Origin of the sequence: Azospirillum sp. BE72, assembly GCF_031455875.1 — a bacterium.
Taxonomy (GTDB): domain Bacteria; phylum Pseudomonadota; class Alphaproteobacteria; order Azospirillales; family Azospirillaceae; genus Azospirillum.
The window spans coordinates 655789-677443 of sequence record NZ_JAVDTO010000001.1 but is presented as its reverse complement, the minus strand read 5'-3'; the positions used below and the strand labels follow the sequence as shown (position 1 = coordinate 677443).

22 protein-coding genes and 3 tRNA genes are annotated in these 21655 nt (G+C 67.8%); 9 read left to right on the top strand and 16 right to left on the bottom strand.

Going from position 1 to position 21655, the window contains the following annotated elements; genetic code table 11:
• Window positions 1-90 precede the first annotated feature (90 nt).
• Window positions 91-1266: an acetyl-CoA C-acetyltransferase gene (locus J2Y49_RS03300; RefSeq protein WP_310112295.1), complete on the bottom strand. Its 1176-nt coding sequence runs from the start codon at window positions 1264-1266 to the stop codon at window positions 91-93.
• Window positions 1267-1379: 113 nt separating this feature from the next.
• Complete coding sequence (locus J2Y49_RS03295) at window positions 1380-2606, bottom strand: alpha/beta fold hydrolase (RefSeq protein WP_409017772.1); 1227 nt, start codon at window positions 2604-2606, stop codon at window positions 1380-1382.
• A 637-nt stretch (window positions 2607-3243) separates the two neighbouring features.
• Here J2Y49_RS03295 and phaR point away from each other — a divergent pair.
• Together phaR and J2Y49_RS03285 are read left to right on the top strand one after the other, a co-directional pair.
• Entirely contained in the window at window positions 3244-3882 is a 639-nt protein-coding gene (gene phaR / locus J2Y49_RS03290) for a polyhydroxyalkanoate synthesis repressor PhaR (RefSeq protein WP_310112290.1), read from the top strand.
• A gap of 190 nt (window positions 3883-4072) precedes the next feature.
• Window positions 4073-4291 (top strand): hypothetical protein, encoded by a 219-nt coding sequence (locus tag J2Y49_RS03285; protein ID WP_310112288.1) that lies wholly within the window; start codon window positions 4073-4075, stop codon window positions 4289-4291.
• Window positions 4292-4312: 21 nt separating this feature from the next.
• Here J2Y49_RS03285 and J2Y49_RS03280 read toward each other — a convergent pair whose 3' ends face one another.
• From J2Y49_RS03280 to J2Y49_RS03245, 8 genes are all read right to left on the bottom strand, one after another.
• On the bottom strand, window positions 4313-5503 hold the full coding sequence (locus J2Y49_RS03280) for a glutathionylspermidine synthase family protein (protein WP_310112284.1): 1191 nt from the start codon (window positions 5501-5503) through the stop codon (window positions 4313-4315).
• A 378-nt stretch (window positions 5504-5881) separates the two neighbouring features.
• Window positions 5882-6253, bottom strand: coding sequence for a hypothetical protein (locus J2Y49_RS03275; protein WP_310112282.1), 372 nt, complete (start codon window positions 6251-6253; stop codon window positions 5882-5884).
• Between the two features lie 208 nt (window positions 6254-6461).
• Window positions 6462-6537: transfer RNA gene (locus J2Y49_RS03270), tRNA-Ala, on the bottom strand.
• A 38-nt stretch (window positions 6538-6575) separates the two neighbouring features.
• Window positions 6576-6662: transfer RNA gene (locus tag J2Y49_RS03265), tRNA-Leu, on the bottom strand.
• 140 nt (window positions 6663-6802) lie between these two features.
• Window positions 6803-7810: a methyltransferase domain-containing protein gene (locus J2Y49_RS03260; RefSeq protein ID WP_310112279.1), complete on the bottom strand. Its 1008-nt coding sequence runs from the start codon at window positions 7808-7810 to the stop codon at window positions 6803-6805.
• A gap of 139 nt (window positions 7811-7949) precedes the next feature.
• Window positions 7950-8861 carry a penicillin-insensitive murein endopeptidase gene (mepA, locus tag J2Y49_RS03255; protein ID WP_310112277.1) on the bottom strand — a complete coding sequence of 304 codons (912 nt, stop codon included), beginning with the start codon at window positions 8859-8861 and terminating at the stop codon, window positions 7950-7952.
• A 247-nt stretch (window positions 8862-9108) separates the two neighbouring features.
• Window positions 9109-10242 (bottom strand): ABC transporter permease, encoded by a 1134-nt coding sequence (locus tag J2Y49_RS03250; protein ID WP_310112276.1) that lies wholly within the window; start codon window positions 10240-10242, stop codon window positions 9109-9111.
• 67 nt (window positions 10243-10309) lie between these two features.
• The gene (locus J2Y49_RS03245) at window positions 10310-12127 is read right to left on the bottom strand and encodes an ABC transporter transmembrane domain-containing protein (protein WP_310112275.1); all 1818 of its coding nucleotides are present in this window, start codon (window positions 12125-12127) and stop codon (window positions 10310-10312) included.
• A gap of 209 nt (window positions 12128-12336) precedes the next feature.
• Here J2Y49_RS03245 and rpmE point away from each other — a divergent pair, with 209 nt between their 5' ends.
• Window positions 12337-12561, top strand: a complete 225-nt coding sequence (rpmE, locus tag J2Y49_RS03240) for a 50S ribosomal protein L31 (protein WP_012974887.1) — start codon at window positions 12337-12339, stop codon at window positions 12559-12561.
• 104 nt (window positions 12562-12665) lie between these two features.
• On the opposite strand, the gene J2Y49_RS03235 is transcribed toward rpmE, so the two are convergent.
• Window positions 12666-13088 carry a DUF1465 family protein gene (locus tag J2Y49_RS03235; RefSeq protein ID WP_310112272.1) on the bottom strand — a complete coding sequence of 141 codons (423 nt, stop codon included), beginning with the start codon at window positions 13086-13088 and terminating at the stop codon, window positions 12666-12668.
• A gap of 265 nt (window positions 13089-13353) precedes the next feature.
• Here J2Y49_RS03235 and J2Y49_RS03230 point away from each other — a divergent pair, with 265 nt between their 5' ends.
• Window positions 13354-13842 (top strand): Hsp20 family protein, encoded by a 489-nt coding sequence (locus tag J2Y49_RS03230; protein ID WP_310112269.1) that lies wholly within the window; start codon window positions 13354-13356, stop codon window positions 13840-13842.
• A 102-nt stretch (window positions 13843-13944) separates the two neighbouring features.
• Here J2Y49_RS03230 and J2Y49_RS03225 read toward each other — a convergent pair whose 3' ends face one another.
• The 3 genes from J2Y49_RS03225 to J2Y49_RS03215 form a co-directional block, all read right to left on the bottom strand.
• Window positions 13945-14544 (bottom strand): PDC sensor domain-containing protein, encoded by a 600-nt coding sequence (locus tag J2Y49_RS03225; protein WP_310112266.1) that lies wholly within the window; start codon window positions 14542-14544, stop codon window positions 13945-13947.
• A gap of 164 nt (window positions 14545-14708) precedes the next feature.
• Entirely contained in the window at window positions 14709-15371 is a 663-nt protein-coding gene (locus J2Y49_RS03220) for a hypothetical protein (protein ID WP_310112262.1), read from the bottom strand.
• A gap of 188 nt (window positions 15372-15559) precedes the next feature.
• A tRNA-Ser gene (locus J2Y49_RS03215) sits at window positions 15560-15649 on the bottom strand.
• Window positions 15650-15857: 208 nt separating this feature from the next.
• Between J2Y49_RS03215 and rplU the strand changes: the two genes are divergently transcribed.
• The 5 genes from rplU (at window position 15858) to J2Y49_RS03190 (ending at window position 19765) form a co-directional block, all read left to right on the top strand.
• Complete coding sequence (rplU, locus tag J2Y49_RS03210; RefSeq protein ID WP_012974890.1) at window positions 15858-16175, top strand: 50S ribosomal protein L21; 318 nt, start codon at window positions 15858-15860, stop codon at window positions 16173-16175.
• A 55-nt stretch (window positions 16176-16230) separates the two neighbouring features.
• Window positions 16231-16518 carry a 50S ribosomal protein L27 gene (gene rpmA / locus J2Y49_RS03205; protein ID WP_109075582.1) on the top strand — a complete coding sequence of 96 codons (288 nt, stop codon included), beginning with the start codon at window positions 16231-16233 and terminating at the stop codon, window positions 16516-16518.
• A gap of 148 nt (window positions 16519-16666) precedes the next feature.
• Window positions 16667-17974, top strand: a complete 1308-nt coding sequence (gene obgE, locus J2Y49_RS03200; RefSeq protein ID WP_310112241.1) for a GTPase ObgE — start codon at window positions 16667-16669, stop codon at window positions 17972-17974.
• Window positions 17964-19103 carry a glutamate 5-kinase gene (gene proB, locus J2Y49_RS03195; protein WP_310112238.1) on the top strand — a complete coding sequence of 380 codons (1140 nt, stop codon included), beginning with the start codon at window positions 17964-17966 and terminating at the stop codon, window positions 19101-19103. Before obgE ends, proB begins: the two co-directional genes overlap by 11 nt.
• A 5-nt stretch (window positions 19104-19108) precedes the next feature.
• Window positions 19109-19765 carry an HAD family phosphatase gene (locus tag J2Y49_RS03190; protein ID WP_310112234.1) on the top strand — a complete coding sequence of 219 codons (657 nt, stop codon included), beginning with the start codon at window positions 19109-19111 and terminating at the stop codon, window positions 19763-19765.
• Window positions 19766-19793: 28 nt separating this feature from the next.
• On the opposite strand, the gene J2Y49_RS03185 is transcribed toward J2Y49_RS03190, so the two are convergent.
• On the bottom strand, window positions 19794-20372 hold the full coding sequence (locus J2Y49_RS03185; RefSeq protein ID WP_310112232.1) for a hypothetical protein: 579 nt from the start codon (window positions 20370-20372) through the stop codon (window positions 19794-19796).
• A gap of 121 nt (window positions 20373-20493) precedes the next feature.
• Window positions 20494-21648, bottom strand: coding sequence for a divergent polysaccharide deacetylase family protein (locus J2Y49_RS03180; RefSeq protein ID WP_310112229.1), 1155 nt, complete (start codon window positions 21646-21648; stop codon window positions 20494-20496).
• Between the last annotated feature and the right edge of the window lie 7 nt (window positions 21649-21655).

Genomic DNA, 21655 nt, shown 5'->3' with positions numbered 1-21655 from the left:
GCACGGGACTCCCTCCGCAGGTCCGGCGGATGCCCCAAGCCTTCAAGCGAAGCGGGCCGCTTCCATTTTGGAAAGCGGCCCGTCCGATCCTCAGTCGCGCTGGACGCAGAGGGCGATGCCCATGCCGCCACCGATGCACAGGGTGGCGAGACCCTTCTTGGCGTCGCGCTTCTGCATTTCATACAGCAGCGTGGTCAGCACGCGGGCGCCGGAAGCGCCGACCGGGTGGCCGAGCGCGATGGCGCCGCCATTGACGTTGACCTTGCTGGTATCCCAGCCGAGGTCCTTGTTGACCGACAGCGCCTGGGCGGCGAAGGCCTCGTTCGCCTCGATCAGGTCGAGGTCGTCGACGGTCCAGCCGGCCTTTTCCAGCGCCTTGCGCGAGGCCGGGATCGGGCCGGTGCCCATGATCGCCGGATCGACGCCGGCGGTCGCCCAGGAAACGATGCGGGCCAGCGGGGTGACGCCGCGCTTGGCCGCGTTCTCCGCCGACATCAGAACCAGGGCGGCGGCGCCGTCATTGATGCCCGAGGCGTTGCCGGCGGTCACCGTGCCGTCCTTCGAGAAGGCCGGGCGCAGCTTGCCCAGCGATTCCGGCGTGGTGCCGTGCTTCGGATACTCGTCATCCGATACGACGACGTCGCCCTTGCGGCCCTTGATGGTGACCGGGACGATCTCGTCCTTGAAGCGGCCGGCCTTCTGGGCGGCCTCGGCCTTCTGCTGGCTGGCGGCGGCGAAGGCGTCCTGCTCGTCGCGGGTCAGCTGCCACTTCTGGGCGACGTTCTCCGCCGTGGTGCCCATGTGATAGCCATGGAAGGCGTCGGTCAGGCCGTCGCGCAGCATGGTGTCGAGCAGTTCGGCGGAGCCCATCTTGGTGCCGTTGCGCAGATGCATGACGTGCGGCGCCATGCTCATGCTCTCCTGGCCGCCGACGACCAGGACGTCGGCGTCGCCGTTCTTGATCGCCTGATAGCCGAGCGCGACGGCGCGGAGGCCGGAACCGCAGAGCTGGTTGATGCCCATGGCGGTCGCCTCCACCGGGATGCCGGCGTTGACGGCGGCCTGGCGGGCCGGGTTCTGGCCCTGACCGGCGGTCAGGATCTGGCCCAGGATGACTTCGTCCACTTCCGCCGCGTCGGTTTTGGCGCGGGCCAGCGCTTCGCGGATCGCGACCTCGCCCAGAACGTGGGCGGGAACGGCGCTGAGAGCACCGTTGAAGCTGCCGATGGGCGTACGGGCGGCACCGGCGATGACGACTTCGGTCATTGAACGCTCCTCGAAATAGGACAGTTTTATTATAGCGCTGGTGGGACGCTCGGAGTGATTGTTACCTTAAGTCGGGCAATGTGACGGGTGCAAGCTGGCCGAAGGTCGCGGCGCTAACCTGTCGCAGCAAGCCATTCGGCCAGCGGATTCCACACTCCGGTCTCGGCACCGGCACTCACAACCATTCCGATATGGCCCAGCGGCGGGCGCAGAATGCGGGCATCGGGGATCGCGGCGGGCAGCGCCAGGGCGGAAGCGGGCGGGACGATGCGGTCGCGCTCCGGTATCAGGGCCAGGGTGGGCACGCGGATGGCGGCCGGATCGACCGGCAGTCCCGCGACCATCCAGGCACCGGCCATCGTGTCGTTGCGCCCGTACCAGCCGGCCAGCGCGTCGCGCGCCACACCGGCCACCAGCGGCACCCCGTCGTTCAGCCAGTCCTCCAGCGCGACGAAGGCTGCGGCGGCGCGGGAGTCCGGCGCCATGCGGGCGAAGCTGCCGAACTTCTTCAACGCCAGCAGCGGGTCGAGCTGGGCGAACAGCGCCTGCAACGCGTCGGTCGGCAACTCGCCCCAGCGCTCCAGCGCCGGTCCCCAGGGCTGGATGAAGGCGGCCACCCGGCGCGCCGTGGCCGCATCCTCTGCATGAAAATCCCAGGGCGTCGCCATCAGCCCGAGCCCGGCGAGCGACCGCGGCCGGCGCTGCGCCAGCGCCGCGGCCAGCAGCCCGCCCATGCAGTATCCCACCACCGGGACCGGCCGCCCGACTGCCTCGACCACCACATCCAGCGCGCGTTCCAGCCGGCCGGCGATATAGTCGGTCAGGGTGAAGCGGCGCTCCAGCGGCCCCGGCCTGCCCCAGTCCAGCAGAAGTGGGCGGAAGCCGCGCGCCGCCAGCCAGCGCATCAGGCTCTTGTCCCGCGACAGATCGAGGATGTAGGCCCGGTTGACCAGCGACGGCACGAACAGCACCGGCCGCCCGCCGGCCTCCTCGCCGTAATCGAGCAGGCGTGATCCGCCTTCGGTCCAGACCACCGGCGGGTCGGGCAGGTCGCGGACATAGGGATGCTGGCGGTAGCGCTCGATCCCGGTCAGGACCGCGTCGATGCGGCGCCGGACCTCGCGGTCAACCTCCCGGCTCAGAGGGTCGTCGGCGCTTGGCCCCGCGTTGCCCCGCAGCCGGTCGGCCTGCGACATTTCGTCCTTCAGCGCCGCCGCCCGTTCCCTCAGTGCCGGATTCCAGGGAAGCGAGCCGTTCCTCAAGAGCGGCAATGCGGCCGAGGAGCTGAGCAAGCTGCCCAGCGCCGCCGTCAGATGCAGGCCCAGCGGACGCGGCCCCATGCGAAGCGGCGTCCCGTCCGCCCGCTTCCCCTTTTCCCCTTTCCTGTCCTGTGGGCGCTCGCTCATCGAAAGGCCGTTCGCTTTGGGGAGAGACGTTGTGGGAGAAGGGTGCCGGACGGGGATCCCAACCGCTGCCGGGCATGCCGCCCCCACCGAATCCGAATCCGGCAGGTCCGAAGGCGAATGGTGCCACGGCCGCCATGCCCTGCCCCATCATCTGGAACATCCGGGCCATCATGTCGGCCGTCTCCGGATCGGCGGCACCCGCCGTCCACTGGTCCTGCCACAGGTCCAGGTAGCGGCGCGCCAGCGATTCATAGGATGGCGGATCAGGCGGAGGATTTGGTTGCGACGGGTCGGCCATGGCCGGATTATAAGGGCGGCGGGGCCGGATTGACCAGTGCGGCATGGCTCCCCACCTGTCCATTCGGGTATCGTCGGAGGCTGTCCGGGTGCGTCTCGCTTCTCCGTCAGTGCGGCAATCCGGACCGCAACCGCGGCGGTATGCCGCGGCGCAACGCTGGACAAATTGCTATCCCTTCGAGTAGTCCTAATGACGGAACAATTTCCGCCGCAATGTCCCCGTGTTCTGGAACATGATGGTTCTGGAATATGTCCCTTCTTGAAAGAGTCCGCGATGGCCGACAAGGAAGACCAGAAGTCCGCTCCGATCACGATCAAGAAGTACGCCAACCGGCGGCTCTACAACACCGCCACCAGCAGCTATGTCACGCTGGACCATCTCTGCCAGATGGTGAAGGACGGGCTGGACTTCGTGGTCTATGACGCCAAGACGGGGGAGGACATCACCCGCTCCGTCCTGACCCAGATCATCGTGGAGGAGGAGAGCAAGGGCCAGAACCTGCTGCCCATCAGCTTCCTGCGCCAGTTGATCGGTTTCTACGGCGACAACATGCAGTCGGTCGTGCCGCGCTATCTGGAATATTCGATGCAGGCCTTCTCCCGCAATCAGGAGCAGATGCGCGACTATTTCCAGAACACGCTGGGCGGCATGTTCCCGTTCGGCCGCCTGGACGAGGTCAGCAAGCAGAACATGGCGATGTTCGAACGGGCCATGCGGATGTTCACGCCCTTCGGCGTCGCCGGCGCCCCGGACGACGTCGCCGGCCAGCGTCCGGCCGGACAGCCGGGCGCCACGACTCCCCCCACCCCGGCGGCCGGCGCCACCTTCGACGAGTTGCAGAAGCAGATCGACGAGTTGCAGAAGCAGATCGCCAGCATCGCCAAACCGCCCGGCAAGACCGACGTCAAGTAACCGGTCGGCAAGGTTCCGGCGGACTGGCAGCACGGAAGGCGGGGGCATACCCCGCCTTTTTCATTGCGCCGGCCGAATCAGGCGCGCAGGCTTGGGGCCGTGCATAGGGGGCACCTTCTCGTCCACGGTGCCGGTCCGGCGGCTCTGCCGCGTGGGTTCGGCCCGTCCAACCGTCAGGAGGGAACCGACCATGACCACCGAACTGACCGTCTCCATCACCCTGGCCAGCGACGATCCGCGGGAGGTTTCCCGTTTCGAGGACATGCTGCGCGAGTGGCTCGACCACCAGCCGGGCGTGGCCGGGCTTGCCATCGCCGACCGCGGCAACGATCTGGCGGCCGAGAACATCTGGCGCGCGGCCCGCAAGGCCACCTTCGGCCCGGCGCTGAAGAACCCCTTCGCGCCCTGACAGGCCGAACCCGGGGAGCGATCAGCCCCTGAACAGGTGCGGGACCATCGCCCAATCCGGACCGCCGCCAAGGCCAAGCCGCGGGTCGGTCGATTCCCGCACCCCCATGCCCAGGCACTTGTCGCCGACGATCCAGGCATGCAGGACGGCGCGGCTGTCCTCCTCGCGGAAGCAGGGCGGAGTTTCCAGCCATACGGCCCCATGTGCGGCGACATCCCCGCCAATCTCCGGCCCATCATCCGCGACCAGCGCGCCGTGATCCACGACGCGGGTCGGCGCGCCGTCCAGCCCGTGGAAGGCCCGCACCGTCACCATTTCCGCCCCGGCGATGCCGCTGGGGTCCAGTGCCGCACGGCACAGGTTGGGATGGCGCGGGTACAGGGACGACAGCACCGCCAGCAGGCCGTGGTTCGACCACAGCCAGCACCACAGCGGCGACAGCACGCTCATGCCGCTGCTGCGCAGCCGCTGCAGGAACCCGTCGTCGGCCAGCCCGTCCCAGGGATAGAGCTTCGCCAGCCAGGAGATCGCCTGCCCCTCGTCGTCGAGGAAGCGCCGGCCGTCCCAGGCGATGGAGTGCAACGGCAGCAGCCGGGTGTCGATGCCGGCCTCCGCCGCGGTTGCGGCCAGATAGACCAGTTCACCCTCGCGCACCGGATCGGGGGTGGCGCAGGTCGCATGCATGCGCCCACGGCCGGGCACGCCTGCCGCCATCTCCTCCCAGCGCTCGACCAGCGCCTCGTGCAGGCCGTTGAACTGGTTGGCGTCGGGGGCCATCGCCTCGCGCCAGTTGCGCTGGATGATGGAGGCGGCGAACAGCCCCTCGCCGGTGTCGTAATTGCAGCCCAGCAGCTTGATGCTGTCGCGCCCGTCATAGGCCAGCGTCAGCCGCCCGGCGAGCCCACCGGCCCGCTCGTTGCGCCGCCCGCCGGCCCAGTAATCGGTCCAGGACGCCTCCAGCATCCGCGCCAGATCGCCGCGGATGCCGAGTGCGGCGAACAGCTTGTGCTCCACCACATGGCGCACGGCGACGGCGATCATGCTGTGCAGTTCGTCCGCGACGCTTTCGATCAGATCGATCTGCGAGGCGCTGAACTCATAGACGGTGTCCTCCCGCCAGCCGGCCCCGGCCGACATGGCGCGCACACCATAGGGATATTTGCGGAGACCCGGGCGCCAGTCGGCCCGCGGCTTCATCGTCGTCCTGCGCATGCCTGTTCCGATCCCCTGCGTATCAGGACCGGGAGGCCGGACGGCACGCGGCGGCGAAGGTCCGGCGCATGGATGAGATGACGGGCGGCAGGCTGGTCAACTGTCCACTGGGCAACGCTCTACTCCGGGGGAGGCCAATCCGAGGAAGACGCGGATGCTCGCGACGCAATCGCTGCGGCGCAAGCACGGCCTTGCGTATGTAACCTGCCCCGCCGCGGCGCGCCAGCGCGCATCCGCGATAGCTCCCCCCGATCGGGCGGGCAGCGGAAGCGGAATGGACCGCCGCGACGCAGGGCCGCAACGGTCCATTCCCGCAGTCTTTACAAAGCCAGTCTTCAAAACGGCCCAGTCTTCAAAACGGCAGCCGGAAAAGCGCGCTCAGATCAGACCCACCGAGGGACGGTGGGCGAGCGAGCGCATCGCCCACAACGCCAGACGGCCGCGCCGCGGCTTCATCACCGCCGCCGGCCGGATCGGGGCCGCTGCCGCAAGCGCTGGCACCAGGGCCGGCCTGTCGTTTTGCGCGCTGCTGCCGAGGCGCCGGAGCCGGCGGGCGGCCAGAACGACGCGCAGCACCTCTTCTTCGGACACGGCGCGGCGGGCCGGGCCGGTGGCGAGGCTCGCCGCCTCGCACAGGGCCGCCCGTTCGGCCAAAAGCCCGGTCAGGCCCTTGGCAGCCGCCGTCAATGCAGCTTCATCGTAAAGGGCGAGGACAAGCGTCCTCAACCCGTGTTCCATCCGTGTGGACATGGCGGGCGCTCCGGAAAAACGGAATGGCGTGCGGATCGGATACCGATGGATCGGCAGGCGAGATTATCCGTGCGCGGCACCCGTTCGGCCATGCGCCCCAAGGTGGTAACACCCCGACTGCGGCTCCGTGATGCTGGAAAGCCACACTCGCTGTACCGGTAAATATCTGGATATGTCGGGATCAGTCCGCCCCGACGGCGGGAAGAAATGGTGGAGCCAAGGAGGATCGAACTCCTGACCTCTACAATGCCATTGTAGCGCTCTCCCAGCTGAGCTATGGCCCCACTATACTTTTCTTCCACTTGACCAACACTTTGTGTGTTGGTGCGCTTGGAGGGAGTCGAACCCCCACGGCCTTTCAGCCACTAGGACCTGAACCTAGCGCGTCTACCAGTTCCGCCACAAGCGCGTCCGCGTTTCTTGGGGTCACGCGGGGCGCTCTATGTACCCAGACCGACCGCCGCGCTCAAGAGGAAAAATGCAATCGCGCAAAAGTTTTTCCGGGGGTGGGGGTGAAGGGTGCGAAGTTCGATCCCCGCCGCCCCCTGCCTACTCCGCCGGCTTGATCGCGTAGAACCGGTAAACCCGCACGCCGGCCTCGATGGCGGCGACGCGGCGGGCCCAGAGTTCGACCTCCTCCATCACCGCCAGCTTGGTGGGGGTGTCGAGTTGGAACCTTTCCAGATGGTCGACCAGCCCCTGGATGGCGGACAGGATCAGGCCGCGGTGGGTGTCGGTGATGTCCTCGGCGATGCGGAGGTCGAGGTTGCGCTGGGCGAAGGCGTTGGCCATGCGGTCCTTGGGCCACAGGTTCGGCGTCAGCGGTTCCTTCTCGCACCAGGTCTGCACCGCCTTGGCGCCTATCACCTCGGCCTCGGCGATATAGTCGGTGATCAGCAGATGGCCGCGCGGCTTCAGCGCCAGTTCCATCCCGTCGAACATCTGCTCCTTGTCGCGGACGAAGAACAGGCCTTCCTTGTAGACGATGGCGTCGACGCGCTTGGGATAGCCGAAATGCTCGGGGTTGAAGGTCTCGATCGGCGCCTTCTTCTCCAGCCCCAGCTTGAAGGAACGGACCATTCCTTCCTTCGCCAGCAGGTCCGACGCCTCCAGCCCGGTGACCCAGCAGCCGTATTTGCCGGCCATGGTGCGGCTGGTGCCGCCCAGTCCGGCGGCAAGGTCGAGCACGCTCATCGCCGGGTTCAGGCCCAGCGGCTTGACCAGATAGGGGATGTGATCGGCGCCGCCGGGCGTGTTGAAGCCTTCGCCCCACATCTTCTCCGCCACTTCGATGCGGGTGGCGGTCCACAGCGGCTTGCCCCAGCGGTTCATGCCGGGACCGGGGCCGGGATCCGACGGCTGAGGCTCCGCCGAAGCCTGCTGCGAATCGTCGCCCTTCCTGGCCTTCAGGCCGGACAGGTCGTAGCCTTCCCACCAGGCGTATAGCCGCGTCTTAAGGCTCGGTCCGTGCCCGGACGATCCGTCCTTGTCCGTCATCGCCGTCGTCCACCCCATCGACCGATCGACGCCGCCGGCATCCCCCGTTCGGCGCCGCACGGCGCATCATCCTTGCGGTTGTTCCGTGACATTGAAACACACCACCCGCAAGAATTCCTCCAGCCTCAGGTTAGACTGACGCTAATTGCATGCAAGTGGAAAAATTTCCCTGCTGTAACGCCGTCTTTGGGGCGTGGCGTCAGTGCGCCGCCTTGGCCGGTGCCGGGGTCGATTCCGGCAGGGAGGCCATGCGCGTACCCGCTGCGTTCAGGACCGGGGCGCAGGCGGCGGGCATCTTGCGGACCACCCGCGGTTCCGGTTTGTAGCCCGGCGGACGCTCGATGGCGGGGGAGGCGCTGGTCAGCCAGGACATCAGTTCGTCGTCGCAGCCGTCGCCGTCGGGCTGGGCCGTCTGCTGCTCGCACAGCGGGCTGCCGGCCGGACAGCTCAAGCGGATGTGCATGTGGCCGTCATGGCCGTGCCAGGGCCGCAGCTTGTTCAGGAAAGCTCGGTCGGACCAGTTGCGCTGGCACATCGCCAGCTTGATCGCCGGGCTGACGAAGATGCGGGAAACCCGCGCGTCGCTGGCGGCGATCTGGACCATCTTCGCCTGCCGGTCCGACCAGTCCCCGGTCACACGCATCCGGTCATAGTCGACATACTTGATCTCCTCCAGCCGCTCGCGGCCGGCGCGCCCCATCGGCGGCAGGTCCAGCCGCAGCCAGACATCGGCGTCCAGCCCGATCTGGTGGCTGGCATGGCCCGACGGCATCGGGCCGCCGCGCGCCTGCCCCATGTCGCCGATCAGCGCGGTGCCCAGCCCGGCGAGCGCCACCCGCTGGCCGAAATCACGGAGCATGTCGACCAGCACCGGGTGGCCGTAGTTGCGCTTGCGTGACAGGCGGATGACCTGATAGCCGACCCCTTCGGGCGGCAGGGCGCGGGCGCCGGCGACACATCCCGCGGCATAGCCGCCGATGGACTGCGCCCCCCCCAGCGACGGGCCGGACACTGCGCCCCAGGCGACGCTGGTGGCATAGGCCGGGATCGGCGCCGGCTTTTTCTTTCGCTGCTTTGCGTCGGCCGCACCCGATGCCAGCAGGGCCGACACAAGCAGGGCGACAGCCAGCCCGACGCACGCGACAAGCCTGAAGGCAGGCCCCCCAAAAGCGCGAAATCCCATATCCGTTCCCCGCATCGCCGCCAGCACCGCCGCCAGCACCGCCACTGTTACGGCTATAGCGGAGTCGTGGTTAAGGAATGATGGAGGACGCATCGGGGTCGCACAACCGGACGGTCAGGCGCCGTTCCGGTCCATCCGGGGTGCGCCCCTTGGCCGAAGCTGCGGCTTGCGGCGCTCAGTCCAGCGTCTGGCGGTAGCGTCTCAGCGCCACCACCGTCACCACCGTCAAAAACAGGAGGAGCGCCAGCACCTCCGCCGCGATCTCGGCCAGCCCGTTTCCTTTCAGCAGGATGCCGCGGACGATGCGCAGGAAATGGGTCAGCGGCAGCAGTTCCCCCACCGCCTGCGCCCATCCGGGCATGCCGCGGAACGGAAACATGAAGCCCGACAGCAGCATCGACGGCAGGAAGAAGAAGAAGGACATCTGCATCGCCTGCAACTGGTTGCGTGCCAGCGTGGAAAAGGTGAAGCCGACGGCGAGGTTGGCCGCGATGAACAGGATCAGCACGGCCGACAGCAGGCCAAGGCTGCCGACGATGGGCACGTCGAACAGCAGCCGCGCCGCCACCACGATCAGCAGCACCTGGACATAGCCGATGGCGACGAAGGGAACGATCTTGCCCAGCATCACCTCGAACGGGCGCACCGGCATGGCCAGCAGGTTCTCCATGGTCCCGCGCTCCCGCTCACGGGTGACGGCCAAGGCCGTCATCATCACCATGGTCATGGTCAGCACCACGCCCATCAAGCCGGGCACGACATTGTATTGGGTGATGCCTTCCGGGTTGTAGCGGCGGTGGATGCGCAACTCCACCGGATCAGGATCGGCGCGCAAGGCCGCCAGCGGTCCGGTCAGGTCGGGGTTCAGCGCCTGCCGCGCGATGGTGGACAGGGCCGACAGCGCGTTGCTGGTCGCTGCCGGGTCCGTCGCATCCGCCTCGACCAGCAGAACCGGGCGGGTACCGCGTTGCAGGTCGCGGGCAAAGCCGGCGGGGATGGTGACGGCGAACTGCACCTCCCCCTCCGCCAGCAACCGGTCGATCTCGGCCTCCGACGTCGCGGCACTGGTGATGGCGAAATAGCGGGAGTTTTCCATCGCCGCCACCAGCGTCCGGGCAAAGGGGCTGGAGTCGGCGACCAGCACGGCGGTGGGCAACGCCTTGGGGTCGGAGTTGATGGCGAAGCCGAACAGGATCAGTTGCAGGATCGGCACCCCCACCATCATGGCGAAGGTCAGCCGGTCGCGCCGCATCTGGATGAATTCCTTCACCATCACCGCCATCAGGCGGCCTGCCGATATCCGCGCCATCGCACCGCCTTACAGGGCTTGGGGGTGGGAGGAGGGTAGCGCGGTTGGGTGGAGGCGTCGATTCCCCCTACGCCACCCCGTCCGCCCGGTCGAACTGCAAAGCCGCCAGCCTTGCGTAGAGACCGCCCTGCGCCACCAGTTCGGCATGGGTGCCGGTCTCCACCACACGGCCCTTGTCCATCACCACGATGCGGTCGGCGTTCAGCACCGTCGCCAGCCGGTGGGCGACGATCAGGGTCGTGCGGCCGTGCATCAGCCGGTCGAGCGCGTCCTGCACCATGCGCTCGCTCTCGGCGTCGAGCGCGCTGGTCGCCTCGTCCAGCAGCAGCACCGGCGGGTCGCGCAGGATGGCGCGGGCGATGGCGAGGCGCTGGCGCTGGCCCCCCGACAGCCGCACGCCCTTCTCGCCCAGGAAGGTGCCGAGCCCCTCGGGCAGCGCATCGAGGAAGTCCAGCGCATGGGCGGCCTCGGCCGCGGCGCGCACCTCGGCATCCGACGCGTCGGGGCGGCCGTAGCGGATGTTCTCCCAGGCATTGGCGGAGAAGACCACCGGGTCCTGCGCGACGAGGCCCAGCCGGCGCCGCACATCCACCGGATCGGCGTCGCGGAGTTCGACGCCGTCGAGTCGCACCGAACCGGCCTGCGGGTCGTAATAGCGCAGCAGAAGCTGGAACACCGTCGATTTGCCGGCTCCCGACGGGCCGACCAGCGCCACCCGCTCGCCCGGCCTCACGTCCAGCGAGAAGCCCTCAAGCGCCGCCCAGTCGGGTCGGGAGGGGTAGTGGAAACGGACGGCGTCGAAGGACAGGGCCCCCGCCGCCGGGCTGGGCAGCGGCTTGGGCACGGCCGGCGCGCGGATTTCCGACTCGATGGCCAGCAGGCCGAACAGGCGCTCGGTGGCGCCGGCGGCGCGCTGCAGGTCGCCGATCACCTCGCTGATGGCGCCGACCGACCCGGCGACGACCACGGAATAGATGACGAAGGCCGACAGCTCGCCCGGCGTCAGCCGCCCGGCCACCACGTCATGGCCACCGATCCACAGGATGATGCCGACGGCGCCGAACACCAGCACGATGACGATCACCGTCATCAGCGCCCGCACCCGCACGCGGCGGATGGCGACGTCGAACGCCTCCTCAACCCGCTTGCCGAACAGGGCGCGGTCGATGGCCTCGTGGGTGTAGGCCTGGACCGTGCGGATGGCGGCCAGCGTCTCCTCCACGAAGGAGCCGACGTCGGCGATGCGGTCCTGACTGTCGCGCGACAGCTTGCGCACCCGCCGGCCGAAGAACACGATGGGCGCCACCACCAGCGGAACCACCAGGGCCACCAGCCCGGTCAGCTTGGGCGAGGTGATCAGCAGCATGCCGGTGCCGCCCAGGAACAGCAGCGCGTTGCGCAGCGCGATGGAGGCCGACGATCCGACGACCACCTGCAAAAGCGTGGTGTCGGTGGTCAGGCGCGACAGGATCTCTCCGGTCTTGGTCGTCTCGAAGAAACCCGGCGACAGGGTCAGCACATGGTCGTAGACGGCGCGCCGGATGTCGGCGACTACCCGCTCGCCGATCCAGCTGACCAGATAGAAGCGCCCGTAGGTGGAGGCCGCCATCAGCGCGATCACCCCAAGCAGCACCAGCAGCGCCCGGTCGAGCAGCGAGGTGTCGCCGCCGGCGAAGCCCTGGTCGATCAGCACCCGCATCCCCTGCCCCAGCCCCAGCACGGTGCCGGCAGCCACGGTCAGCGCCACCATGGCGCCCAGGATGTGCAATTTGTAGGGGAGGAGGAACGGCACCAGCCGTCGCAGCGGTCCAAGATCGCGGCGGCGGGCATCCGGCTCGCCGCGGGCGGAGGCGGCGATCAGGTCGGGGGAGGGTTGGCGAGCCACGCTGTTCCCGCTTGTCTGTTGGGGGTATTGCTGCGGATCGCTGCCATATAGCGTGGTTGAAAGGCACCAACAAGGCGACCGGCGGGTGAAACCGCCCGGAAACCGCCCGCGGATACTTGCATGGATGCCTCGAATGAGCGGCGATTCCAGGGTTGCGCCGGCGGAGGTGTTTTGGTATAGACGCCGCTCGCTTTGCAGGAACCCCGGCCATGAAGACTGACATCCATCCCGACTATCACGAGATCACCGTGGTCATGACCGACGGCAGCTCGTTCACGACCCGCTCCACCATGGGCAAGCCGGGCGACACGCTGCGCCTCGACATCGACCCGAAGTCGCACCCGGCCTGGACCGGCGTGCAGAAGCTGCTGGACACCGGCGGGCAGATCGCCAAGTTCAACAAGCGCTTCGCGAACTTCGGCCTCAAGAAGTAAGCGGTTCTCGCGCTTCTATCCTGCCGATGCGAAAAGGGCGTCCGACCGGTTCGGACGCCCTTTTCGTGTGTGCGTGTCGTGAAGCCTCGTGTCCCGGGGCTCCTTTACCCCACCGCCGCGGCGGCCTCGCGCTCCACGTCGGCGCGAACCATGGCGTCGAGCCGATGGACGCGCATATAGAGGCTGTGGCTGCGCTCCAGCAGGCTGCGCAGGCCGGATGGCAGCTCCTCGTTGTCGGGGCCGCTGGGATCGGAACAGATTTCGCCGCCGGACAGCGCGAAATCCTCGCTCGCCGCCTGCTCCTTCGTCATCTCCCCGGCATGCACGGCCTTCTGCGCCAACAGCCAGGCCATCACCTGGGTCAGGCGGCTGGTCACCCGCATTGACTCGTAGGAGATCTGCAAACGAACCTGCGGCGGCAACTTCCGGTGTTCGGCCGCGTCGTGGTAGGCAATGTAATTCCGCGCCTCGATCAAGAGGGCCATGGTCTCGTCGTAGGGACCGTTGAAGAAGAAGGTGTGCGTCATGGTCGTCGGCCCCCTCCCGCGGGCTTACGGCCCTAGCTTGAGCCTTGCCGCAACTGATTAACAATTGGTGACTGGGCGGTATCCGGCAACCCCAAGCGGGGTTTCACCGGAGTTGGTGCGGCCGCCCTCTTGAACAGGACAGAGCATCGATTATCTCTCGCTCGTCCGGCGGATGCCCATACGGGGTCCGCTACCAACCCGCCCCTAGAGGACCGACCGATGTCGTGGTCCTCGACGGCCGTATCGCTCTTTTGGAGGATATGTCATGCGCAGCTACGACCTTTCGCCGCTGTTTCGTTCCACCGTCGGTTTCGACCGCCTGTCGCGTCTGCTGGAGACCGCGACCACCGGTGACGAGGCGGCCTCATACCCGCCCTACAACATCGAAAAGCTGAGCGAGGATTCGTACCGGATCACCATGGCCGTCGCCGGCTTCGGTCTGGACGACCTCAACATCACCGCTCACCAGAACTCGTTGACCGTCACGGGTAAAGCTAAGAAGGACGAGCCGACCGGCCAATTCCTCTACCGGGGTATCGCCGGCCGCGCGTTCGAGCGCCGCTTTCAGCTCGCCGACTTCATCAAGGTGACCAGCGCGTCTCTTCAGAATGGCCTTCTGCACATCGAGCTGGCACGCGAGGTACCCGAAGCGATGAAGCCGCGGAGCATTCCGATCGCCACCGCCGCCGGCAGCGAAACGGTGCAGGTCGAAGCGCCCGCTCCGGCTCCCGCCCTGACCCAGCAGGCGGCCTGACGCACCGACGCGGTCCGTCCGTGCATGACGCGGACGTGAGAACGGCGCCCCGGACCTTCCGGGGCGCCGTTTCCTTTGTCGAACCGCGGGTCTTCGCGGCGCCTATTGGCCCAGCTTCGCGGTGTCCAGCACGATCATCGCCACGCCGATCTTCTGCTTTCCGGTAGGATCCAGCACCGGAACGCTGGCTTCGGCCAGCATGGCGCCGGTCTTGGCGTCCTTCTCCGGGTCGGTCATGTAAAGATCGGCATTGCCGGTGAAGACCTTCTGCCATTTCGGCTCGTCACCCTGCCAGAGGTCTGAGGTTCCCCCGGTCTGGGCGACATTCAGCCCGTGATCGTCCATCAGAAGGATTTCGACGATCTTGCCGCCGCTGCCGGCGACGACCTGCTTCAGCTGCTTGGACACCGCAGTCGACGAGACCTCATCGAAGGCCGGATTGGCACCGCCTGCCTTGGCGGCCGCCTTCCACGTGTTGTCCATCTCGTCGATCTTCGCCTGGGCGATTCCGGCATTCTTGGTGTTCTGCGATTTCACCGCCCCGACCACGGCCGGGTCGCTCAGCCATGGCTGGGCCTGCTGGCTGACCGCCTTGCGCACCGCTCCCTCCAGGGCGGGGTCCGCGGCGGATGCCATGGAGAGCGTGCCCGCGCACAGAAGGGAAATCGCGCAGCCGGCAATCCAGTATCTGGTCTGCGTCATGTGATGTCCTCCCAGTCGTTTGGCCCGATCATGGGCGTGGCGATGGTCGGACTCCCGGTGCCGGCGCCACAGCACCGGGCCTTGTTTTTCCGTCAAACGGAAGATCCGTGATACGGATCAAATGCTGCATATCGGCTCGGCTACGGGTAAGACCCGGCAGGGCGTCATTGCCGCGGAAAGCTGTCCGGCGGCGCCAGAACCCACTCGGCATAGCCGGCGCGCAGCAGCTCGAAGGCGGCGACCAATCCGGCGGCCCCGGCATAGGCGGTGACCAGCACCTGCTCCGGCGACACCTGTGCTCCGAAGACGATCAGCAGAGCCCCCAGGAACGGACCGCCCAACAGGAATGCCGCCAGCCACAGCGGTTCCGCCGACAGCCAGGCGCTGAGCACCGCACGCGTCCGCTGCGACAGGCGCAGCAGCCCCCCTGCCTTGGCGTCGAGCGCTTCGAGGCTGCCGGCCCTCAGTTCCGCCACCCGCCGGCCGTCGGCATCGATGAAGACGACCTCCACCCTCATGCCATGGCGCCGAACCGAGGCACGCACCGAGTCGCCGAGTCGCGTCTCCAGCAGGATCGTGTTGCCTCCCAATGCGGGCAGCGCGTCGCGCACCTCCTCCGGCGGTTCGCCCCACTCGCGCAGCGCCGCCAGGATGACGCGGGGGTCGTCGCAGGGGATCGCATCCATATGGATCACCCGCCCCTGCGGGGCCTTCACCGTCAGAATCAGCACCTGCTCCACCGGATCATGCATGCCCTCCACCCGCAGACCGCCCTCGGCCACATAGGAAAACCGCAGGCACCCATCATGGCGGCTGAGCGTGTTCATGGCGGCGGCACCTTTCCGGTCGCTGGCGTTGACATGACCAACAATCCAGCCGGGGGAAAGGCCATCGCGATCGCGCGGCGAAAAAGGAGAAGCTCGACCGGACGAAGCCGGAACGCGGGCATGAAAAAAGCGCCTAGCCGGTCCGGCTGGCGCTTTCCGCTATCTTCCCTCTCTCGGAAGAGAGAGAATGGCGGATGGGGGGAGATTCGAACTCCCGATACCCGTGAGGGTATGCCGCATTTCGAGTGCGGTGCATTCAACCGCTCTGCCACCCATCCGCTGCCCCGTTTGGCGGGGTGGGCGGAACCTATATAAACGCCTTCAGGCGTGCAAGCCTTTTTTGCAGAAAAATGCGAAGGCCTTGGCCCGCAACCCTGTTGACTCTCAGCCCCTCCTGAGTATAGATCGTCGCTCCCATGAACGGGCTTGCGCATCGAACGGTGGGCGAGAAGCCCGCCGTTTGTTTTGACATAGGCAGTGACGACAATGTTTGCAGTGATCCGCACCGGCGGCAAGCAGTACAAGGTCGCCAATGGCGACGTGATCCGTGTTGAGAAGCTCGAGGCCGATGCTGGCGCCTCCATCACGCTCGATGACGTGCTGATGGTCGGCGACGCAGGCAACACCACCATCGGCACCCCGACCGTGGCCGGCGCCTCGGTCGTCGCCGAGGTCGTCGCCCAGGACCGCGGCCCGAAGATCATCGTCTTCAAGAAGAAGCGCCGCCAGAACTACCGCCGCAAGAACGGCCACCGCCAGGACCTGACCGTCCTGCGCATCACCGGCATCAACGGCGCGGCCTGATCCGGGTTCTCCGGTCGGGCTTCCAGGCGCATCTTCAGTTTAGGAGCAACACCCCATGGCACACAAAAAGGCAGGCGGCTCGTCCCGCAACGGCCGTGACTCCGCCGGTCGCCGTCTCGGCGTGAAGCGTTTCGGTGGCGAGAACGTCGTCTCCGGCAACATCATCGTCCGTCAGCGTGGCACGAAGTTCCACCCGGGCGAGAATGTCGGTCTCGGCCGCGACCACACCCTGTTCGCGATGGCCGATGGCCAGGTTTACTTCAAGCACAGCTCGAACGGCCGCACTTTCGTGAACGTCGTTCCGGCCAACGACCAGGAAGTTCCGGCCGTCGCTGCCGAGTAACCTCTAAGGTCGTTGCGTGGCCTGTGTCGCAGGCCTGCACGCTTGTGGGATAAAATCGGGGGACCGGGCGACCGGCTCCCCGATTTTCGTTTTCAGTCCGGTGCCGTCCCGCCGCCGGTTTCCCTTCCGTTTACGGGCAGGTTCCCCGATGAAGTTTCTCGATCAAGCCAAGGTCTTCCTGAAGAGCGGTGACGGCGGCCCCGGTGCCGTAGCGTTCCGGCGCGAGAAGTTCATCGAGTTCGGCGGTCCCGACGGCGGCGACGGCGGACGGGGCGGGGACGTGATCATCGAGGCGGCGGACGGCCTGAACACGCTGATCGACTACCGCTACAAGCAGCATTTCAAGGCACAGCGCGGCCATCATGGGATGGGCAGCAACCGGAATGGCGCGCGTGGCGAGGATGTCGTCCTGCGCGTGCCGGTCGGAACCCAGATCCTCGACGAGACCCAGGAAACCGTGCTGTGCGACCTGACCGAGGCCGGCCAGCGTCGCGTCTTCCTGCGCGGCGGCGACGGCGGGCACGGCAACGCCCACTTCAAGACGCCGACCAACCGGGCGCCGCGCAAGTTCCACCCCGGCTGGCCGGGGCAGGAGCAGTGGGTCTGGTTGCGGCTCAAGCTGATCGCCGATGCCGGCCTGCTTGGCCTGCCCAATGCCGGCAAGTCGACCTTCCTGGCGGCGACCACCGCGGCCAAGCCGAAGATCGCCGATTACCCCTTCACCACGCTGGCGCCGAACCTGGGCGTCGTCCGCGCCGGTGATGAAGAGTTCGTCATCGCCGACATCCCCGGCCTGATCGAGGGCGCGCATGAGGGGCATGGGCTGGGCGACCGCTTCCTCGGCCATGTCGAACGCTCGCGCATCCTGCTGCACCTGATCGACGGCACGGCCGACGACATCGTCGCCTCCTACCGGACGATCCGGAACGAGTTGGAGGCCTATGGCGGCAACCTTGCCGTCAAGCCGGAGGTGATCGGGCTGAACAAGTCCGACGCCCTGCTGGACGAGGAGATCGAGGAGAAGAAGAAGGCGCTGGAGGAAGCCTCGGGCGCCGAGGTGATGGTGCTGTCCGGCGCCACCGGCGACGGCGTGAAGCAGGTGCTGTACCGGCTGCTGACGGTCATCAAGGAATCCAAGGCGGAAGAACCCGAGGTCATCCACGCCCCCGCCACCCGGTCCATCCCGCGCCCGCCGGTCGGCCAGAAGCTGCCCGACGACGGCGAGATGCAGTGGGACGATGAAACCGGCGAATGGGTCGGCGGCGAGGATGGCGACCTTGAGGACGAGGACTTCGAGGAGGATGACCTCGAAGAAGGCGGCCTCGAAGAGGGTGACGAGCCGGAAGGCGAAGAGCCGGACGGCGACTCGGACGAAGCCCTTGACGGAGAGGAGCCGGAGGGCGAAGAGGACGGCTCGGACGACGATACGGACGGAACCTCCCGCCATGGCGCTTGACGCCCCTACCCTTCTCGAATCCCGCCGGCTGGTCGTGAAGATCGGCTCGGCCCTTCTGGTCGATGGGGAGACCCGGCAAATCCGCCGGGACTGGCTCGACGCGCTGGCCGACGACGTTGCCGCCTGCCGCAAGCGCGGACAGGAGGTGGTGATCGTCACCTCCGGCGCCGTCGCCTGCGGGCGGGAGCATCTCGGCCTCGTCGGCCGGGCGCTGAAGCTGGAAGAGAAGCAGGCGGCCGCCGCCACCGGCCAGATCCGTCTGGCCCACGCCTATCAGGAAACGCTGGCCCGCCATGACGTCACCGTCGCCCAGGTCCTGGTGACGCTGGAGGACACGGAGGAGCGGCGGCGCCACCTGAACGCCCGCAACACCATCGACACCCTGCTTAAGCTGGGCGCCGTTCCCGTCATCAACGAGAACGACACGGTCGCCACCGCCGAAATCCGTTTCGGCGACAACGACCGGCTGGCCGCCCGCGTGGCGCAGATGGTCAGCGCCGACACGCTGGTGCTGCTGTCGGACATCGACGGCCTCTACACCGCCGACCCGCGCAAGGACCCGGACGCCCGCCACATCCCCATCGTGCGCGAACTGACGCCGGAGATCGAGGGGATGGCCGGCGAGCCGCCCCCCGGCTACAGCAGCGGCGGCATGGTGACCAAGATCGCCGCGGCGCGCGTCGCCCTGTCGGCCGGCTGCCGCATGGTCATCGCCAAGGGCAAGCGCATGAACCCGCTGGCGGCGCTGGAACAGCGGCCGGAGGATGGCGGCGCGCCCTGCACCTGGTTCCTGCCCTCGGCCGAACCCACCAGCGCGCGCAAGGCCTGGATCGCCGGCCATGTGAACGCCACCGGCGTGCTGGTGGTCGATGACGGCGCCATGCGCGCGCTGTCGCACGGCGCAAGCCTGCTGCCGGCCGGCGTCACCGCCGTGCAGGGCGAGTTCGACCGCGGCGATGTGGTGATCGTCCGCACCCAGGAAGGGCGCGAGGTCGCCCGCGGCCTGGTCGCCTACAGCGCCGACGATGCCCGCAAGATCCTGCGCCACAAGAGCACCGAGATCCCGGAAATCCTGGGCTATCAGGGGCGCGACGAGATGATCCACCGCGACGATCTGGTGGTGCGGTGACCGGCATGATCAGTCACCCGATCCGCGGCCGGATCCGTGCCATCCTGTGGGACATCGACGGCACGCTGATGGACAGCGAGCCATGGCACCAGCAGATCACCGTCGAGGTCTGCCGCGGCTACGGTCATGAGCTGAGCGACGAGGATTGCCGGTCGATGCACGGCGTGGCGTTCCGCGAGATCTACGCCGCCCTGCACGCCCGCCGCCCCTTCCCGATCGACCTGCACGCCTGGGCGGACGAGATCAACGCCCAGTATGTCGCCAGCGTCCATCAGGTCCGCCCGCGCGAGGGCGCCTTCGCCCTGGTTGAGGCCTTCGCCGCCCGCGGGCTGGCGCAGGCCTGCGTGTCGAACGGCGGGCGCATGATCGTCGACGCCAACATGCGCGCCATGTCGATCCCGCATTTCCGCTTCAGCATCGCCCGCGAAGACGTCGCCAACGGCAAGCCCCATCCGGAGCCCTACCTGCTGGCCGCGAAGATGCTGGGCCTGCCCCCGGAAGCCTGCGCGGTGATCGAGGACAGCCCCACCGGCGCCCGCAGCGCCAAGGCCGCCGGCATGCTGACCATCGCCTGGCCCCAGCACCCCGCCGTTGTGTTCGACACCGTCGACCATCTGGTGGAGGATCCGGGGGCGCTGGATTGGGATGCGCTTTGCGGGTGAGGGGGTCTAACGCCTCACCCTATGGCCCCTAGTCCAACGTCCATTTCGCCATCTGCGGGAACGGCGCCAGTCCGTTGTTGCCCATATAGGCGAACATCCCCGCATAGCCGGTGAAGCCGGACTGCGCCAGATTGATCAGACCGAAATGCGTCCCCTGCTCGATCCAGGCCAGCATCGGGTGGGTGTCCTGATAGTCGGTGTATTTGTAGGATCCGGGGAAGAACAGGCATTCCTGCGGCAAGTCCAGATGATGGACGACGGCATAGGACCAGGCCTGCGACATGAACTCGCCCTGCCGGGCGGCCAAGGTCAGGACCGGATCGGGCGTTCCGTCCCGCGCGGTCTGGTCGGCAAGGATGCCGTCGATGTCCGCCTGCAAGTCGCGACCCAGCAGCGGCCAATACCGGCGCGGCAGAACGATCATGTGTCCCGCCTCATGCAGCAGGTCGCCCGGCCCCAGCAGGGTTTCGGGATCGACATGGATCACGCCGGCATGGATGTTCACGCCGGGCAGAAAGCCGCCAAGGGCGCCCTCGCCATACTCCACCTGCATCCCAATGCCGCGCAGGAACGCGACGATGGGCTCCAGCGCTTCCGGATGGTACATCCGCCCTCTCCGCAAATTTGAAATTCGGCGAAGATATTCTCGCAACGGGCGCAGTGACGCAAGACACACACGCGCAACCGCCCGATGCGCGTTGTCGCATCGGGCGGAATGAGCGGGAACGCTATTTCTGGATGTTGACCACCGCCGACACGGGGGCCAGCGCGATCCCGCGGTCGGCCACCGATGTCAGCCACAGATTGAGGCGCTCGATCGTCGTCGGATAGGGGGAGGCGAAGCCGACGGCGGCACCGTTGGTCTTGGCAAGCTCCTCCAGCTCGCGCAGTTGGTCGTCGATGGCGCCGCGCGACAGGTCGCGGTCGATGATGCGGTCGCCCAGAGCCCGCGGCACGCCGGCCAGATTGGCGAGCGGCCCGGCGACGCTCTTCGGGTTGGCACGGGCATCGACCAGAAGCAGGCCGCGGGCCTTCAGCGCATCGATCACCGGCTGCATCGCCGCCGGGTTGGCGGTGAACTTGCTGCCGGTGGTGCTGGTGATGCCGACATAGCCCACCGCCTTGCCCAGCGACCATTCGAGCCGCTCCACATTGCGATCGGGGCCGAGCATGGTCAGCAGCGCGTTGGGGCCGGGATCATCGCGCGGATAATTGAGCGGCTCCATCGGCACCGACAGCATCACCTCGTGCCCCTTGGTGCGGGCCCGCTCGACCCAGTCGTCCAGCCGCTCGGCATAGGGCAGGAAGGCCAGCGTGATGCCGGGCGGCAGCTTCGCCAGCGCATTGCCGGTGGTGACGCCGCTGAGGCCCAGGTCCGACATGACGATGGCGACGCGCGGACGCTTGTCGGTCGCGGGGAAAGGCCGGGCATAGACCTGCCAGGGCTTGCGCCCGTCCTGGGCGATGCGCGGCAGCGGGCCGCTGCGGCTGTCCTCCACCAGCCCCGGCACCGGCGCCGGGACCAGCGTCACCGTCGCCGCCGGGGCGCCCGGCAAGGGCAAGGGTGCGGCGTCGGTCGGCAAGGGCGTTGCCGGTTGGACGACCTTCGGCTCCGGCTTCGGTGGCGGCGGCAGCGGGGCGACCGCCATCGTGGCCGAGGGTATGGACGCCTGCCACGCCTCACGCGTCGCGTCGGCGTTCAGCGCCAGCCATCCGCCCAGCCCGGCATAGGCGGCGGCCACCAGGGCGACGGCACCCAGAAGCGGCCTGGACAGCGGCTTGCGAGGTCCCGCCCCGCCACGGATGCGGCGCAGCCAGCCGAGCCCGGGGCGCAGGCCCCGGACATCGAACCGCAGACGACCGAGCAGAGCGGGAGCCTTCACCGTCGTC